At 50.8% G+C, this 16,506-nt stretch carries 19 protein-coding genes; 1 reads left to right on the top strand and 18 read right to left on the bottom strand.

Annotated features, from left to right (window positions below; genetic code table 11):
• Positions 1 to 18: 18 nt before the first annotated feature.
• The 18 genes from ylqF to recG all read right to left on the bottom strand — a co-directional run bounded on the left by ylqF (position 19) and on the right by recG (position 16,110).
• Positions 19 to 891 (bottom strand): ribosome biogenesis GTPase YlqF, encoded by an 873-nt coding sequence (gene ylqF, locus DW817_RS09500; RefSeq protein WP_009016020.1) that lies wholly within the window; start codon positions 889 to 891, stop codon positions 19 to 21.
• A 12-nt stretch (positions 892 to 903) separates the two neighbouring features.
• Positions 904 to 1,443, bottom strand: a complete 540-nt coding sequence (lepB, locus tag DW817_RS09505; protein WP_009016019.1) for a signal peptidase I — start codon at positions 1,441 to 1,443, stop codon at positions 904 to 906.
• Between the two features lie 90 nt (positions 1,444 to 1,533).
• The gene (rplS, locus tag DW817_RS09510; RefSeq protein WP_009016018.1) at positions 1,534 to 1,875 is read right to left on the bottom strand and encodes a 50S ribosomal protein L19; all 342 of its coding nucleotides are present in this window, start codon (positions 1,873 to 1,875) and stop codon (positions 1,534 to 1,536) included.
• A gap of 144 nt (positions 1,876 to 2,019) precedes the next feature.
• Complete coding sequence (gene trmD / locus DW817_RS09515) at positions 2,020 to 2,760, bottom strand: tRNA (guanosine(37)-N1)-methyltransferase TrmD (protein WP_014128132.1); 741 nt, start codon at positions 2,758 to 2,760, stop codon at positions 2,020 to 2,022.
• Complete coding sequence (rimM, locus tag DW817_RS09520) at positions 2,760 to 3,254, bottom strand: ribosome maturation factor RimM (RefSeq protein WP_035196225.1); 495 nt, start codon at positions 3,252 to 3,254, stop codon at positions 2,760 to 2,762. The genes trmD and rimM overlap by 1 nt, the downstream gene beginning before the upstream one ends.
• A 5-nt stretch (positions 3,255 to 3,259) precedes the next feature.
• Positions 3,260 to 3,667, bottom strand: a complete 408-nt coding sequence (locus tag DW817_RS09525; protein WP_009016015.1) for a YlqD family protein — start codon at positions 3,665 to 3,667, stop codon at positions 3,260 to 3,262.
• A 13-nt stretch (positions 3,668 to 3,680) separates the two neighbouring features.
• Positions 3,681 to 3,908 carry a KH domain-containing protein gene (locus tag DW817_RS09530; protein WP_009016014.1) on the bottom strand — a complete coding sequence of 76 codons (228 nt, stop codon included), beginning with the start codon at positions 3,906 to 3,908 and terminating at the stop codon, positions 3,681 to 3,683.
• 11 nt (positions 3,909 to 3,919) lie between these two features.
• Positions 3,920 to 4,192: a 30S ribosomal protein S16 gene (gene rpsP / locus DW817_RS09535; protein ID WP_016459745.1), complete on the bottom strand. Its 273-nt coding sequence runs from the start codon at positions 4,190 to 4,192 to the stop codon at positions 3,920 to 3,922.
• A 28-nt stretch (positions 4,193 to 4,220) separates the two neighbouring features.
• Positions 4,221 to 5,567, bottom strand: coding sequence for a signal recognition particle protein (gene ffh / locus DW817_RS09540; protein ID WP_014128129.1), 1,347 nt, complete (start codon positions 5,565 to 5,567; stop codon positions 4,221 to 4,223).
• A 109-nt stretch (positions 5,568 to 5,676) separates the two neighbouring features.
• On the bottom strand, positions 5,677 to 6,042 hold the full coding sequence (gene ylxM, locus DW817_RS09545; protein ID WP_009016011.1) for a YlxM family DNA-binding protein: 366 nt from the start codon (positions 6,040 to 6,042) through the stop codon (positions 5,677 to 5,679).
• 62 nt (positions 6,043 to 6,104) lie between these two features.
• The gene (locus DW817_RS09550; RefSeq protein ID WP_021736917.1) at positions 6,105 to 6,554 is read right to left on the bottom strand and encodes a hypothetical protein; all 450 of its coding nucleotides are present in this window, start codon (positions 6,552 to 6,554) and stop codon (positions 6,105 to 6,107) included.
• 3 nt (positions 6,555 to 6,557) lie between these two features.
• Complete coding sequence (gene thiE / locus DW817_RS09555) at positions 6,558 to 7,205, bottom strand: thiamine phosphate synthase (protein ID WP_009016009.1); 648 nt, start codon at positions 7,203 to 7,205, stop codon at positions 6,558 to 6,560.
• Positions 7,202 to 8,014, bottom strand: a complete 813-nt coding sequence (gene thiM / locus DW817_RS09560; RefSeq protein WP_120112292.1) for a hydroxyethylthiazole kinase — start codon at positions 8,012 to 8,014, stop codon at positions 7,202 to 7,204. Before thiM ends, thiE begins: the two co-directional genes overlap by 4 nt.
• On the bottom strand, positions 8,011 to 8,817 hold the full coding sequence (gene thiD, locus DW817_RS09565) for a bifunctional hydroxymethylpyrimidine kinase/phosphomethylpyrimidine kinase (protein WP_009016007.1): 807 nt from the start codon (positions 8,815 to 8,817) through the stop codon (positions 8,011 to 8,013). Before thiD ends, thiM begins: the two co-directional genes overlap by 4 nt.
• A gap of 76 nt (positions 8,818 to 8,893) precedes the next feature.
• The gene (gene tkt, locus DW817_RS09570; RefSeq protein WP_120112296.1) at positions 8,894 to 10,885 is read right to left on the bottom strand and encodes a transketolase; all 1,992 of its coding nucleotides are present in this window, start codon (positions 10,883 to 10,885) and stop codon (positions 8,894 to 8,896) included.
• Between the two features lie 129 nt (positions 10,886 to 11,014).
• Positions 11,015 to 13,084: an elongation factor G gene (gene fusA, locus DW817_RS09575; RefSeq protein ID WP_120112300.1), complete on the bottom strand. Its 2,070-nt coding sequence runs from the start codon at positions 13,082 to 13,084 to the stop codon at positions 11,015 to 11,017.
• A 208-nt stretch (positions 13,085 to 13,292) separates the two neighbouring features.
• Entirely contained in the window at positions 13,293 to 13,997 is a 705-nt protein-coding gene (locus DW817_RS09580; protein WP_009016004.1) for a TVP38/TMEM64 family protein, read from the bottom strand.
• Between the two features lie 16 nt (positions 13,998 to 14,013).
• The gene (gene recG, locus DW817_RS09585) at positions 14,014 to 16,110 is read right to left on the bottom strand and encodes an ATP-dependent DNA helicase RecG (protein WP_120112304.1); all 2,097 of its coding nucleotides are present in this window, start codon (positions 16,108 to 16,110) and stop codon (positions 14,014 to 14,016) included.
• 182 nt (positions 16,111 to 16,292) lie between these two features.
• Between recG and rpmB the strand changes: the two genes are divergently transcribed.
• Positions 16,293 to 16,484: a 50S ribosomal protein L28 gene (rpmB, locus tag DW817_RS09590; RefSeq protein WP_009016002.1), complete on the top strand. Its 192-nt coding sequence runs from the start codon at positions 16,293 to 16,295 to the stop codon at positions 16,482 to 16,484.
• Positions 16,485 to 16,506: the final 22 nt, after the last annotated feature.

The following is a 16,506-nucleotide window of genomic DNA, read 5'->3' on the forward strand; positions in this document are numbered from 1 at the left end:
AAGTACAGCAGTCTGCGTTTAGGGTTCTTCCAGTGTCATGGGACCCAATTTCCCAAATTTAAAATCGCGGAGAAAAAGATCGACAACCTTGGAACGGTTTACTTCCCCACCGCTCTTTAAGGCACCCCGTGCCCGGCCGATTTTATCAAGGAGGGATTCGGCCGTATCCATCTCTTCCACGGCAATGCCATAAGAGGCACCCAGTTCCTGAGGATACCGCTTTTTAAGGCGCAAGAGCAGAATGGAGGCAGCCATTTCCCGATCAAAGACGTCTTCCTTGATGGCGCCTGTCACAGCAAGGTGAAAACCGGTTTCCACCTTTTCAAACTTTGGCCAAAGCACGCCAGGCGTATCAAGAAGTTCTAGATTCTTTCCAATTTCCACCCATTGTGTATTGCGGGTCACGCCGGGACGATTCTGGGCCGCCGCCTTGTTTTTTCCCAAGATGCGATTGATAAGTGTCGATTTTCCTACATTAGGGATCCCCACAATCATGATTCGGATGGGATGGTTCCGCACGCCTTTTTTCAGCCACTTATCAATTACCGGCTGTCCGGCTTCCCGCATTGCCGTCAGAAGGGCTTTGACCCCGCGTCCTTTTTGGCAGTCAACTTCCAAAGCCTTAAGGCCCGCTTCCTTGAAATAGGTAAGCCAGGCCTTGGTGGCAAGGGGGTCAGCCATATCCGTTTTGTTTAGGGCTACAATCTTTACCTTACTGCCAATGAGTCCTTTAAGGAGCGGGTTGGCACTTGCCCGAGGAATGCGAGCATCAAGGAGCTCAACGACGACATCAACCATCCTAAGCTCGCTTTCCATCTGCCGTTTGGCCTTTGTCATATGACCGGGGAACCACTGGATCGTAAAGGCATAGCCTTCCAAAAGTTCTGGCATGAATTCCCCTCCTTACGGCAGGGCCTTGAATTCCGAGAAAGGCCAAAAGACAACACTGGCCTTTCCTTTCACAAGGGACAGATCAACAAAACCCACATCAGCATAACGACTGTCTTCGGAATTGTTGCGGTTATCGCCCATAACAAAAATAAATCCCTTAGGGACCGTCACCTTTCCGTAATTGGTATGAAAGGGCTCCTTGATATAGCTTTCATCAATGGCTTCCCCATTGACGAAGGTCTTGCCATCTCGGATTTCAATGGTATCCCCGCCAACAGCAATGACACGCTTGATGAAATCACGCCGCGTATCACTGGGGTACTTGAAGACAATGATTTCCCCCCGCTGCGGCTCACGCAGGTAGTAAACCAGCTTATTGACAATCAGACGTTCTTCATTCTGCAGGGTAGGCCGCATGGACGGACCGGAAACCATATAGGGCTCGACCAGAAAAGTTCGGATTCCCAGAGCCAGGACCACAGCGATGATAATGGAAAACAGCCAGTCACTGGCAGTATCCTGCCAGGATTTCTTTTCTTTTTCTTCACTCATGGATTTCACCTGTTTCTAACATGATACAGCAACATGTCTCTCGTATACAAAAAAAGAGGACTGCAGGACAGCCCCCTTTTCGTTTTCCAATTAGCGGCGCTCCTTGATGCGGGCAGCTTTACCCGTAAGTTTGCGCAAGTAGTACAGTTTGGCTCTCCGAACAATACCACGATGGGAAACAGTAATCTTTTCCAGACGCGGAGAATGCACGGGGAACGTTCTTTCTACACCAACACCGGATGCGATACGGCGGACGGTGAACATTTCACGGACACCAGTACCGTTGCGGGAGATACAGACACCTTCAAATAACTGAACACGTTCACGGTTTCCTTCAACAACCTTGACGTATACTTTCAGGGTATCGCCGGGACGGAAGTCAGGAATGTCGGAACGCAGCTGTTCCTTTTCAATTGCTTCGATAACGTTCATTTACTAGTTCCTCCTCAGAATCCAAGACGTTCATGTCTAGCCACGTGCTAACAGCGGACCGCCCGTTAATGCATACGCTGTATTATACCATAAGGGAAAACCCCATGCAAGAAGTTTTCCTCCCTGGTAAGGGCTGCAGCTGCCCTATTTTTTGTGCCGTTCTCCAAGCATCTCAAGAAAGAGCCGGCCGTCTCCTTTTTGCCACGTCATTGTCGAAAAAAGATCCGGACGGTGCTGGAGCGTGGCTTCAAATTCTTTCTTACGGCGCCAGGCACCAATCTTTTCGTGATCTCCAGATAGGAGAATATCCGGCACTTTTTTCCCCTCATAAGAAATGGGCCGCGTGTACTGAGGATGCTCCAAAAGGGAACCGGAAAAAGAGTCCTCTTCGGCGCTCACCAGTTTTCCCAGAACGCCTGGCACGAAACGAGCGACCGCGTCCATAACGGAAAGCGCGGGTAATTCACCGCCTGTCATGACAAAATCCCCTACGGATAGGCGCAGATCAGCTTCCTCTAGGATCCGCTCATCGAACCCTTCATAATGGCCGCAAAGAAAAATAAGATCCCGGCCAGCTCGGGAAAGAGCGGTGACGCGTGCTTGGCAAAGAGTTTCACCTACAGGCGTCAGCGCAGCCACAAGTGCATCCGGGGCGAGGCACCTGGCTTTTTCAAGAGCCGCCAGATATGTGTCCACACGCAGGACCATGCCGGCACCGCCGCCGCAGGTTGTATCGTCAACGCTGCGGTGGCGGTCCGTCGCATAATCACGGGGATTGACGCAAAGAACCTCAATGAGGCCTTCTTTTTGGGCCCGTCCCAAGATACTCACGGAAGCGGCGCCTGCAATGAGTTCAGGGAACAAGGTAATAAAAACAAATTTCATCAAATCCACTCCGGCAGTTTAGCAACAACCTTATGCTCTGCCCAATCGATGGTAAGGATGTTCTCCTTGATGGCGGCAAGGAGAATCTCCTCGCCTGTCGGGGAAGCAATCACAAAAACATCGGTACTGCCCGGGGAAATGACATCCTTTACGGTGCCAAAGGCTTCCCCGTCAGGACTTTCGACAGCAAATCCCAAGATATCCCGCACATAGAACTGTCCTTTCGGCAAGGGAGGAAGTTCCTTGGGGGAAATGACAAGCTGACGGCCCCGCAGGGCTTCGGCTTCGTCCATATTGGTGATTTCCTTCACCATCATGAGATAGACATTTTTATGCTGCCGAACGGAAACAACCGTGAGATCCCGTCCATCATCAAGATGGACAATCTTCATCTTGGCATAGCGCTGCGGCTGGTCGGTCAGGGGCATGATACGAAATTCGCCCCGCACACCATGCGGGGCGACGATTTTGCCAATCACAATTTGCTGTTCCATGGTCATCACGCCCGAAATGCAATGACCTTGCCGTCTTCAACGACAATTTCAGCGCCCATGAGGGCTTCCAGATCGGACCCTATGGTAATTTCCACGGAACGCTCCAATGTGCCGTGACCGATTTCGCTACCGATTTCGAGGTTTTCTGCTCGTTCCAGTTTATCTTTAAGCTCCTGGAGAGCATGGCCACGTTGGTTCTTTTCGTATTCAATCTGGTCCCGCATGCTGGCAACCAGCTGGGGAGCGGCGCCGGCATTGTTATCCAAGGCCTTTTTGGCACTGAATTGGAACCGTTCAAAATCAAGTTCAGCAGCCTGGACCTGGCGTTTCATATCGGCAATCAGTTGTGCCTTCAGATCTTCCGTCACCTTCGCCTTAATGGTTACAGGGACTTTTACGATCATTTTATCCATGGTTTGCCCACCTTTAATCAATATCGACGATCACTTTGACATTTTCACGGGTGGCCGCGGCCTTCATGACCATACGGATGGCTTTTGCAATCCGGCCTTGCTTGCCGATGACCTTACCCATATCATCGGGTGCCACGTGGAGTTTAAGAACGACAGTGGAACCACGCCTTTCTTCCTCCACCTGCACCTCGGAGGGATGATTGACGATAGCCTTAGCAATGACTTCAACTATCTCTTTCATAGGTCTCCTCCTTATTTCGCAGCCTTCTTGTCAGCCAGTTTGGTCATGAGGCCTTCCTTGCTGAACATGGAGCGAACCGTATCCGTCGGCTGTGCGCCTTTCATCATCCAGCTCAGAGCCTTTTCCTCATCAATCTTTACAACAGCAGGATCGACGTTGGAATCGTAGGTCCCAACCGTTTCAATGATGCGGCCATCACGCGGAGCGCGTTCATCGGCAACAACGATACGATAGAAGGGTCTTTTCTTAGCACCCATACGTTTCAGACGAATTTTTACTGCCACAATTTTCACCTCCTTAAAGGAATTTGATTTATTGCATGAAAGGCAGTTTGAATCTGCCTTTCCGTGCATACTTGTTCATCCCCTGCATGGTCTTCATGAGCTTCTTGCTCTCTTCAAACTGCTTGAGCAAGCGATTGACATCCTGGACACGCTGGCCACAGCCCGCGGCAATGCGCTTACGACGGGACCCGTTGATAATGCGGGGATTCTGCCGCTCCTTCGGAGTCATGGACGTGATGATGGCCTCCAACCTGCGGACTTCCTTGCCATCAAGATCCACGCCTTCAAACTGCTTGCTGAATTTTCCCATGCCGGGAATCATGCTCAGGATGGATTCCAAGGAACCCAGCCTCTTGACCTGTTTCATTTGGTCAAGGAACATATCGAGGGTGAACTCGTTATGTTTCATTGACTCAGCCAGTCTCTTGGCCGAATCAACATCAATGGCCTCTTGGGCCTTTTCTATGAGGGATAGGACATCCCCCATTCCAAGGATGCGGGAAGCCATGCGGTCCGGATAAAATGGCTGGAGTGCATCCAGCTTTTCACCCATACCTACAAACTTCACCGGGCAATCGGCTACGGATTTGACGCTGAGAACAGCACCACCGCGAGCGTCGCCATCAAGTTTCGTCACAATAAGGCCCGTAATCCCAAGGGCTTTATTGAAGGCCTCTGCAACCGTCACGGCATCCTGTCCCGTCATTGCGTCGACGACAAGAAGGATTTCATCTGGATGAACCGCGGTTTTGATGTTTTTCAGCTCATCCATGAGCTTTTCATCAATATGCAATCGCCCGGCTGTATCGATGAGGACCGTATCGCACAAAAGGGCATTGGCCCTTTTGATGGCCTCTTGGGCAATCGTCACAGGGGAGACCTCACTGCCCATGGAAAAGACTGGCATGTCCAGTTCCTTTCCAATGACTTCGAGCTGGGTAATGGCAGCGGGACGATAAACGTCACCAGCAACCATGAGCGGCTTCTTTCCATTTTTGCGGAGGTAATTGGCCAGCTTTCCGATGGAAGTAGTCTTACCTGCACCCTGAAGCCCGGCAAGCATGATCACCGTAGGTGGATTCGAGGAAAATTGGAGCTTGCTCTGTTCCCCGCCTAAAAGGGCTATCAGTTCCTCGTGGACGACTTTGACGATATATTGACCAGCGGTCAGGTTAGGATCAATTTTTTGACCTTGCACCCGTTCCTTGATCTTTGTGGTAAATTCCTTGACAACCTTGAAATTGACATCTGCTTCCAAAAGGGCCAACCGCACGTCCCTCAAGGTTTCCTTAAGGTCCTGCTCCGTAACGGTCTTTTGGCCGCGAATCTTTTGGATGGCTGCCGTCAATTTATCGGTCAGCATTTCAAAAGCCATGGTGTACCTGCTTTCTGTCTGGCCGTGGGACCTCTAGGTCCTTTACCGACTTATGTAGTATAGCGGATAAACAGCAAGGTGTCAAGTATTTTCCCTTGACACCTGATTTTCATGCATCACCCATGACCTTATGGATGATGTCTTCAATTTTTTGAAGCCGTTCATCCCCTAGTCCTTCTTCCTTGAGCGCACCCAGGAGATGGAGGGCCCCCCGCAGTTCAAACTGCATGGATTCTTCCTTTTGGAGGACGCGGAGCTTCTTTTCATACTTTTCAAGGGACTCCTCTACTCGCTTTAAGAGATCATAGACAGCCTGCCGGCTTGTTCCGCCGGCATCAGCAATCTCGCCAAGGGACAGGTCATCATAAAAATACTGTTCCATGATTTTTTGCTGCCGCACCGTAAGAAGACTCCCATATACATCATAAAGTCTGCCAATGCGGATCCTTTTGGCAAACAGCGTCTCATCCTGCATGAAGCTTTTTCCCTCCTAGGAAAAAGGAATGTGGGAGGAGAACTTCCTCCACGGATCCTTTATCATGATACTGATGGGTCATGTCCTGACCCATCGAAGAGATTCTTTTCAAGGGACGGAGCAGACGCCACACGAGGCTTTTTGACAGCCTTTGTCCTACGTTTTCTCCTGCTTCTGCCAAAAAGCCCCAAGGCCTGTTCCCGTTCCTTTTCCCGCCGTTTCTTTTCTTCCTTGTTGCGATCCCAATAGACATAATGACAGGTATAACGCTTTAAGAGCGCACTGTCCGGATTGCTTTCCTTTTGGAGATTGCCTAGGCCATAAGCTTCGGCAATCATCTTGCCCAAGGTTGCATTGACGCTGTGGGCCGAATAGGTTTTCACCGCTTCCTTGTATTCCTTCAAAAGGGCCGGGTCGCGCTCGATGAACAGGAAGATTTCATCAGTCAGGCGTTTTGTAAAAGCGGTAATGGCCTTCCGCCCCAAACGTTCAATCTTTCTTTTTTCCCGCATAGGCTACTCCCCTTTGCGCAGAGCCTCATAGGCCATCTTCATGGCCTTTACCGTTGCTGTGATGTCTTCGGCGCCGAGAATAGAACTGATCATGGCGCAGCCTGCGGCCCCGCACTTCATGACTTCCGGGAATTCCTTTTTACCGATACCGCCGATTCCAACAATGGGAAGGGAAATGGCCGCAATGATTTCCCGGAAGGGACCGAGGCCTAGACAGGACGCATCCTTTTTAGTCTCTGTTGGGTAAAGGGCGCCCACGCCGAGGTAATCGGCGCCGCCACGAAGGGCCGCCTGCGCCTCTTCAAGGTTATGGGCAGAAATACCGATGATGGCATCATTTCCTAATTCCTGCCGTCCCCGGGCAAGGGATTCATCGCTTTGTCCCAAATGGACCCCATCAGCGCCGATGGCCTTGGCGCAGGCAATATCGTCATCGACAAGAAGCGGTACGTCGTAGTGGTCGCACAGGATCTTGACCTTGCGGCCAATGGCAATACGTTCTTCCGTCGTCACGTCCTTTTCCCTCAGCTGGACCAAAGTAATGCCCGCTTGGAGGGCTTCTTCGACAGCTTCATAAAAATCGCGGCCCTTTTTGTCCGTCACCTTTCGGTCCGTGACCAAATAGAGGCTGTAATCAATGGTTCGTTTCATTTTGCTGGCCCTCCTTTAAAAAGGTTATAAAGCCTATGCCCCTCGTGTTGGCTGATGGCATCCATCAAATGGGCCCGGAAGGTCCCAGGGCCGGGAACGTCCTTTTCCGCAAGTTCAGCTCCCGTATTCATGACCGTAAGGCCCCATAGGGCAGCATAAAGGGGGGATTCAGGATAGACTCCCAGGGCTGCCGCCATAAGCGTTCCCGTCATGCAGCCAGCCCCCGTAATCCGGCCCAGATAAGCCGTTCCATTATGAGCCAGATAAGTTACGGTTCCGTCGCTTACAGCATCAGTGGCACCCGTTACAGCAGCCGTGCAGTGAAACTTGCAGGCCAAAGCTTTGGCAATCCGTTCCGGATGGTCATCAGAAAGGGAATCCACGCCCTTTCCCCCTTCGCCCTGCCAAGAAAGGAGGGCCTTTCCTTCGGCACTGTTGCCCTTGATGACCGTGATGGCCCCAGTCTGAAGCAGGGTACGGGCCGCATCAAAGCGGAAGGACGACGACATGACCCCAACAGGGTCAAGCAGGATAGGCCGTCCACAGGCAGCGGTTCCGGCAAGGGCTTTTTTCATGGCGCCATAGGTTCGTTCATTCATAGTTCCCAAATTGAGGACCAAAGCGTCAGAAAGCTGTGAGATGGCGGGCATTTCCCCTTCCTCGTCAGCCATCATGGGAGATGCCCCAATGGCAAGGGCCGCATCCGCACAGAATCCGGCCGTCACATAATTTGTTATGTGATGAACCAACGGATGATGGGACCGCATGGCCTCACTGATGGAGCAAAAGGCCTTTTCAAGGGGCATCATTTCCCAATCCCTGCCTTTTCATAAAGAGAGACAAAGTGATGGATAGGGCCGTGCCCATGACCGACAGGAAGGCCATGCTCAATGCCGAGTGCCACATAGTCCTTGGCAAGTTGAGCCGCTTCTGGAAGGGTGTGGCCCAAAGCCAATTCTGAAGCAAGGGCGGACGATAAACTGCAGCCCGTTCCATGCGTATTGGAGTTATCGATATGACGGCCCAAAAGCCAAGTCCCGCGCCCATCTTTTTCCAAAAGATAGTCATCAGCAGTCTGGGCAAGATGACCGCCCTTAAGGAGCACAGCCGCACCGCAGGCATCTAGGATTGCATGGGCTGCCTTTTCCATATCGTCTTTTGAGCGGATTGTCATGCCTGATAGGACTTCTCCTTCCATCATATTCGGCGTGATGACTGAAGCAAGGGGCAGGAGCTTTTCCAAGAGGGTCCGCCGGGCCGTCTCCTCAAGAAGATAGGCTCCGCTTGTCGCCACCATGACCGGATCGACAACAAGATAGGAAGGTACATAGGCTTTCATCTTTTTCGCAATGGTCTCGATGATGGGCGTAATGGAAACCATGCCCACCTTGACGGCATCGACATGAATATCGGAAAAAACTGCATCAATCTGGGCGGCGACAACTTCAGCGTCAATATTTTGGATTCTCGTAACGCCGGTCGTATTTTGGGCGGTTACTGCAGTAATAACACTCATTCCAAAGGTGCCATGGGCAGCAAACGTCTTTAGATCAGCCTGGATTCCCGCGCCGCCGGAGGAATCAGAACCTGCAATGGTGAGCAGATGTTTCATGATGGATCTTCCTTTCCTGTACAAAGAGCGTCCTGCCAATTTGACAGGACGCCAAGAACCGTAGGAGCCGGGCTCCCTACTTTACTTTGCGGACCATATCAACGATATGATCAACGGTGAATCCATATTCTTTATAGACCGTCTTACCCGGACCAGAAGCGCCAAATGTATCGATACCGATGACGTGGTCCTCGCTGCCCGTATAGCGGGCCCAGCCCGTACGGACACCTGCTTCGACGGCAATCGCCGGTACATCCTTGGGAAGGACGCGGCGTCTGTAGGCTGCACTCTGGCTGTCAAAAAGATCCCAGCTGGGCATGGAAACAACTTGAACGCCGATATGACGTTTCGTCAATTTTTTCTGGGCTTCAAGGGCTAAATGAACTTCACTGCCTGTAGCAATGATAACGGCCTTGAGGTCTTCTTCTTTCGGGCAAGGGCTCAGGATGTAAGCGCCTTTGGGTGCACCCTTAGCAATCACTTTGGCATAATCATGAAGAACGGGCATACCCTGACGGGTAAGAAGCAGACAGGTCGGACGGTCTTTTGTTTCACAGGCCGTCTTCCAAGCAGCCGCTGTTTCAAGGGCATCAGCAGGCCGAATGACGGAAACGTTAGGAATCAGCCGCAGGCTCATGGCCTGTTCAACAGGCTGATGGGTCGGACCATCTTCACCGACAAAGATGCTGTCGTGGGTAAAGACAAAATGGCTGCCAATGCCCATCAGTGCGGCCATACGGATAGCAGGACGCATGAAATCAGCAAAGACAAGGAAGGTCGCGCCAAAAGGCAGGAGCCCGCCGTGGAGGCTCAGCCCATTGACGATACAGCCCATGGCATGTTCGCGGATTCCAAAGTGGATATTGCGGCCTTCCGGTGTTCTCGCGGAGAAGAACCCCTTGCCCTTCATTTCAGTCTTGTTGGATGGCCCAAGGTCAGCACTGCCGCCGACAAGGCTTGGCAGTGCATCGGCAAGGCTTTGCAGGACTGTACCGGAAGCAGCACGTGTAGCCGCGCTTTCCGTACCATCAAAGATAGCCATGAGTTTCTTGAGATCAAGATCGACCTTCCCATTCATGCGGTCCACCAGTTCTGCTGCAAGATCAGGATATTTTTTGACGTATTCATCAAGAAGGGCTTCCCATTCAGCCTCTTTTCGTTCTGCCGCGGGAATCTTTTCTTCGAAATGAGCCCGCACTTCATCAGGCACATAGAAGGACTTTTCCGGATCCCAACCGGCGGCTTTTTTAGTGGCAGCCACATTCTCAGCGCCCAGCGGTTCGCCGTGCGCACTGGCCATATCCTGGCGCGGACTGCCAAAACCAATATGGGTGGGAACAATAATGAGGGAAGGACGGTTCTTTTCTCTTTTGGCTTCCTTGATGGCTTTGGCCAGTTCTTCCACATCCTCAGAGGTAGAAACACGCAATACCTGCCATCCATAGGCAACAAAACGAGCCCCCACGTCTTCCTTGAAGGCAATGTCCGTATGGCCTTCGATAGTGATCTTGTTATCGTCATAAAGGAAAATTAATTTGCCTAGTCCCAGCGTCCCTGCAAGGGAAGCGGCTTCAGAAGCAACACCCTCCATCTGGTCGCCGTCGCTTGTGATGCCATAGGTATAATGGTCTACCACGGGGAACCCCTTTTTGTTGTAGCGGGCAGCAAGCATCTTTTCTGCCATGGCAAGACCTACGGCCATGGCAAATCCATGACCTAAAGGACCAGTTGAAACATCAACACCGGGCGTGACCCCATATTCCGGATGGCCCGGGGTCAGGGACCCCCACTGACGGAATTGTTTCAAATCATCAAGGGAGACCTTGTATCCAGCCAAATGAAGCATGGCATATTGCAGGGCAGAACCATGGCCTGGCGAAAGAACAAAACGATCGCGGTCGAACCAAGACGGATCCTTGGGGTTCACCTTCATGAAACGATCCCAGATCGTATACATAAGCGGAGCCGTTCCAAGGGGAAGGCCGGGATGGCCGGAATTGGCAGCCTGGACTTCATCAATGGACAAGAAACGTAAGGTATTGATGCTTTCTTGATCAATTTTTTTCATGAAAACAATATTCCTCCTACCATAACTCGGATATTGGGTCTTTCCTTACGATTATAGGATATTTGGCTTGGTTTCGCAACAAAGCTTCCAAAAAAGGGGCCGCTGCCTGCGGCAGCGGCCATGACGTGCTTATTTTCCTTCTTTTTCCTTGGCCTCCTCAATGATCTTTTCAGCCATTTTTGGCGGAACGTCCTCATAATGATCGAACTTCATCTCAAAGGTTCCGGTTCCTTGGGTCAAGGCACGGAGGTCAACTGCATAATCAAGGATCTCCGCATATGGCACTTGGGCCTTGATACAGCTTCTTCCATCTTCAGCGGTCTGCATACCCATGATGCGGCCCCGCTTGCTGTTAAGGTCGGAAATAACGTCGCCAGTAACCCGTTCATCACAGTAAACATCAAGGTTATAATACGGTTCCATAAGAACGGGTTTTGCTTCCGCGCAGCCTTTCTGGAAGGCTTGGTTAGCCGCCACCTTAAAAGCCATTTCCGAAGAGTCGACCGTATGATAGGAGCCATCAAGAAGGGTGATCCTGATATCAACTACAGGATAGCCCGCAAGGACTCCATGTTCAACGGCTTCGCGCATACCCTTTTCTACGGCTGGGATATACTGGCGAGGAACGGCACCGCCGAAGATTTTATCGACGAATTCAAAGCCTCCAACAGGCGGCAGCGGTTCAAGCCGAACCACAACATGACCATACTGACCATGACCGCCCGTTTGTTTCTTGTATTTGCCCTCAACCTCTGCCGTGCCGCGGATGGTTTCCTTATATTCCACAATCGGTGCACGAAGTTCTGCTTCCACACCAAACTTGCGTGTCATCCGCTCCATGATGATTTCAAGATGCTGATCCCCCATGCCACTGATCAGCGTTTCCTTTGTTACGTTATTGCGAGTTACAATGAAGGTCGGATCCTCATCCATGAGTTTTGTGAGAGCGCCGGCAATCTTTTCTTCATCACCCTTCTTCTTCGGATAAATGGCCCGGCTGTACATAGGCAGCGGGAATTCAATGGGCTTAAAGAGGACGGGGTTGTTCTTGTCACTTAAGGTATCGCCCGTTGCCGTGAACTGGAGACGGGAAATGACCCCAATATCACCGGCTACAATCTGTTTCATAGGAATCTGCGTCTTCCCGCGCAAGGTAAAGACAGGCCCGACTTTTTCCATTTCCTCACGGCTGGCATTATAGACCGCACTATCCGCCGAAATGGCACCGGAAAAGACCCTGACAAAACTCAGACGGCCCACAAAGGGATCTGCCGTTGTCTTAAAGACGAGAGCAGCCATAGGTGCGTTCGAGTCGCGGACTTCCGTTTTGCCGGTGGTCGGATTTTCCACTTCAAAATCATTGAGAACGGAGGGGAAAGTATAGTTTACGATGGCATTCAGGCAGCGGCCAAGGCCAATGTTCTTATACGCACTGCCGCAGAGCACAGGGAAGATGATGCCTTGCCGGATACCTTTAACAAGGCAGTTCATGATGACATTGTCTGGAATTTCCTCACCTTCAAGGTATTTTTCCATAACCTCATCATCGGCTTCGACAGCCGCTTCCACCATCTTGCTGTGAGCATCGGCGACCCAGTCCTTCAGTTCATCCGGGACTTCGATTTCATCGGCTCCATTGCCGTTGCCGCGGTAGGCCTTCTGATTGAAGACGTCGATGACACCACAGAAATTCTCTTCCTTGCCCAAAGGCAGATGGAGCGGCAGAACCCGTTTACCAATCTTGGTCCGGAGGTTATCCATGATTTGATCAAAGTCAGCATTTTCACGGTCCATCTTATTAACGAAAATCAATCGAGGCAATCCGGCTTCTTCTGCGAGATTCCAGCATTGTTCCGTTCCAATCTGGACCCCGCTCGTTGCACTGACCACTATGAGCACACTGTCAACGGCGCGGAAAGCGCCCTTTACTTCAGCTACGAAATCAGCAAATCCCGGGGTATCAAGGAAGTTGATCTTGACATCGTTCCATTCAACAGGCGCAAGGGTCGCACTGACAGAAACACCGCGCTTGATTTCCTCTGGCTCAAAGTCCGTTGTTGTCTGTCCATCCTCCACTTTGCACATCCGGCTGATGGCGCCGCTGCGATAAAGCAGGGCTTCCGTAAGGGAAGTCGTCCCTGCACCGCCGTGCCCTACAATAGCAACGTTCCTGATTTTATCACCTGTGTACTCTTTCACGTTATTGCCCCCTTTATATCGAATCTATTCGTAACAATCTCATGGTATCCTTTTTCGCTGATTTCTTGGAATTTTCCTTCTTTTCTTGCACGACTTTCCTTAACGGTAAAAAACGCCTCTTAATCTGTATAGTAAGTTACAGATCAAGAGACGTTTCACTGCCGTGAATATTAGGTTTAGAAAGGATCTGAAACGAAGCGATAACATCCTAGGACGATTTCTTCTCCTTCCGTTTCCGGTGGTACAGAAGTCCCCCATAGACGATGATAACAAGGGTAGTCAAGACGGCAAGGCGGTCCATATGGGCCCGGAAATTGACAACATCATGCCCTACGACGACTTCAAGTGCGGTTGAAGGGAATTTGCCAATCAGATTGGCAATAATATAATCCCGTGCGCTCATCCGGCTTACGGCGCCCAACGCGGTCAGGATTCCTGACGGAAAATAAGGCAGCGTCCGGGCAAGGGCCATAGCTGTAAGCCCGCCCTTGCTGCTCATTTCATCAAGGCGCTTCAGGTTATTGCTCTTTGTAATGAGCTTTTCCGCTTCATCACGCAAAAAATAGCGAAGCACAAAAAAATTAAGCACCACACCGACGGTTTCGGCCAGCCAGGATACAGTAATCCCAAGAGGCAAACCAAAGATAACACCATTTGCCGTTGATAAAAAAATGGAGGGCAAAAATCCGAGGGCATTGATGAGGACATCGAGAAAAAAGCTGACCACGATGGCCCAAGGGCCAAAGCTCCTCAGATAATCCGTTGTCTCCTTAAGATTGCCGCCGCGGGCCAAATGACACAGATTTTCCGTAACGCCTGGCGCAAAAACATGGATAGCCAACAGGCATCCTATAAGAAGCAGAAAAGTAATACATTTAAAGCTTCCGCTTTTCCAATTAATTTTTTTATTCATTTCATCCATCCTTCAGTCAGGAATTAAAAATCTGTTCAAACCGTCCATCAAACTGGGTGGTAGCGACGCCTTCCTCAATGAAACGGGCCCCTTGGGGATCGGCCATAATCCGTTTGGCATATTCCCGTGCTTCTACAAGGGTATCCGTATCACGAAGGATATCCGCAATATAGAGGTCGGGCAGCCCATGCTGCCGAACGCCAAAAAGCTGGCCGGCGCCTCGAAGTTCCATATCTTTCTCGGCAAGCAGGAAGCCATCACTGCAGCTGCGCATGATCTGGAGCCGTTCCAATGTCTGGGGCTGATTCGAACCGGTAAGCAGCACACAATACGATTGACTCGATCCACGACCGACACGGCCTCGGAGCTGGTGCATCTGGGCCAGTCCAAAACGATCCGCCCCTTCAATGATCATCAGCGTCGCATTGGGTACATTGACGCCAACTTCAATCACCGTTGTAGCAATGAGGACCTTGGTCTTTCCACTCACAAAATCAGCCATGACCGCATCCTTTTCCTCTGCTTTGAGGCGTCCGTGAAGGAGGCCGCAGGGAATACCCTTCAAAAAAGTCTGGGTCAGTTCCTCATATAGGTCTGTCGCGGATTTTGCATCGACCGTGTCCGAACCCTCAATCAGAGGGGCCACAATGTAAGCCTGATGCCCTTCTTTCACTTGATGGATAAGGCCAGCATAGACATCGGCCCGTTTTTCATCGGTGTAGCACAAGGTCTTGATTGGTTTGCGTCCTGGTGGGAGCCCCTTCATAAGAGACACATCAAGATCCCCATAAACGGTTAAGGCAAGGGTTCGCGGAATGGGCGTCGCTGTCATGACAAGGACATGGGGTGTATAGCTTGATTTTCCCGACAAGCGGGATCGCTGCTCCACGCCAAAGCGATGCTGTTCATCCGTTATGGCAAGTGCCAAGGAGTGAAAAGTAACGGCATCTTGGATCAGAGCGTAGGTCCCAACGACGGCCTTGATGGTGCCGTCAGCAAGTCCCTCCAAGACCTCCCGCCGAGCCGCTTGCCCCAGGCTCCCCGTAAGCAGGGCTGTATGGATGCCCAAAGGTTCCAAGACCTTCTGCATTTCTTTGTAATGCTGCTCTGCAAGGATTTCCGTTGGTGCCATCAGACAGCCTTGATAGCCATTTTCAGCAGCTTTAGCAAGCGCCAGCATAGCGACAGCCGTCTTTCCTGAACCAACATCACCTTGGAGGAGACGATTCATGGGTTCAGGACTTTCCATATCATCATTGATTTCCTGCCAAGCTTTTTTTTGGCTTTCCGTCAAGGTAAAGCCTAAATGGTCCAAAACAGACTGCCATAAGGGCCCGCAATGACCCATCTTGATACCTAGGCTCCTTTTCTTGATGTTGGCTCGATGGTGCAGAAGCCCACACTGGATAAAGAAGAGTTCCTCAAAAATGAAGCGTCTTCTTGCTTCTTCCATTTTTTCCAAGGACGGCGGGAAGTGAATGGCTTCCAAGGCCTCATAGCGGGAAAGGAAGCCTTTTTTTCTCATGATCCAATCAGGCAGGCATTCAGGGAGATGGTGCTTTGCAAGAAGCAGGGCTTGGCGCACAGCAGAACGCACATTTTTTTGGGTAAGACTGCCGCTTAAGGCATAGGTCGGCAGGATACCCGGAGCTTCCGGATGCTCATCTTTGACCTTGGAAATGACAGCCTGAGTGACAGCCTTGGCGGTTCGTCCCGGACCGACTTTCCCAATGACAAGGACATCATCCCCATTTTCCAGATACCGTACGGCATAGACTTGGGCCCCAAAAAGAAAGATTTCGGCAAAAGCCGTCCCATCGCTGACCACGACTGACGCATAGCGCATATTCCGAGCACTGCGCCGTTTTATGATGCGGGCAATCTGTCCGCGAAAAAGCTGCATGGAACCATCAAGGGTCAGTTCCCGGATTGTCTTTACATGAGAATAATCAAGATAACATCCTTGACGGGGAAAATGATTCAAGAGGTCTCCAATCGTCACAATTCCTAGTCCTTCGAACTCAATCGCCTTTTTAGGACCAACCCCTTTCAAGGAGGAAACGGGCTTTTTCCACCATGGCAGTGACTGGGTTTTGGCATCTATTTTTTTCATTGATGGATCCCTCCTCTATGATTTCTTTTAATCATACCAAATTTTCTGTCCTAATGGGGGCATTTCCTATGGTCTTCAGGATTTCACCAAAATTTACTTGCAAGAAACTCTTTGTTTGTGTTAAAATACTTGCATTGAGTTAAAAATTAGCATTGCCTTATTAGCTAGAAGGAGGTGGGACCATGGCATGCATCTGTGATATCTGCAAGAAAGGTGAGCTGAGCGGCAACAATGTCAGCCATTCCAATAGACATGTGAAACGTTCTTGGAAGCCTAACATTCAAAAGGTCAAAGCAGTTGTAGACGGCGAAGTCAAGAGCGTTAATGTTTGCACTCGCTGCTTACGTTCCGGCAAGGTGACCCGCGCCATCTAAGCTAGAGGAAACGGTAGGAACC

The sequence above is a fragment of the Acidaminococcus sp. AM33-14BH genome (assembly GCF_003603525.1).
Classification (GTDB): Bacteria; Bacillota; Negativicutes; order Acidaminococcales; family Acidaminococcaceae; genus Acidaminococcus; species Acidaminococcus intestini.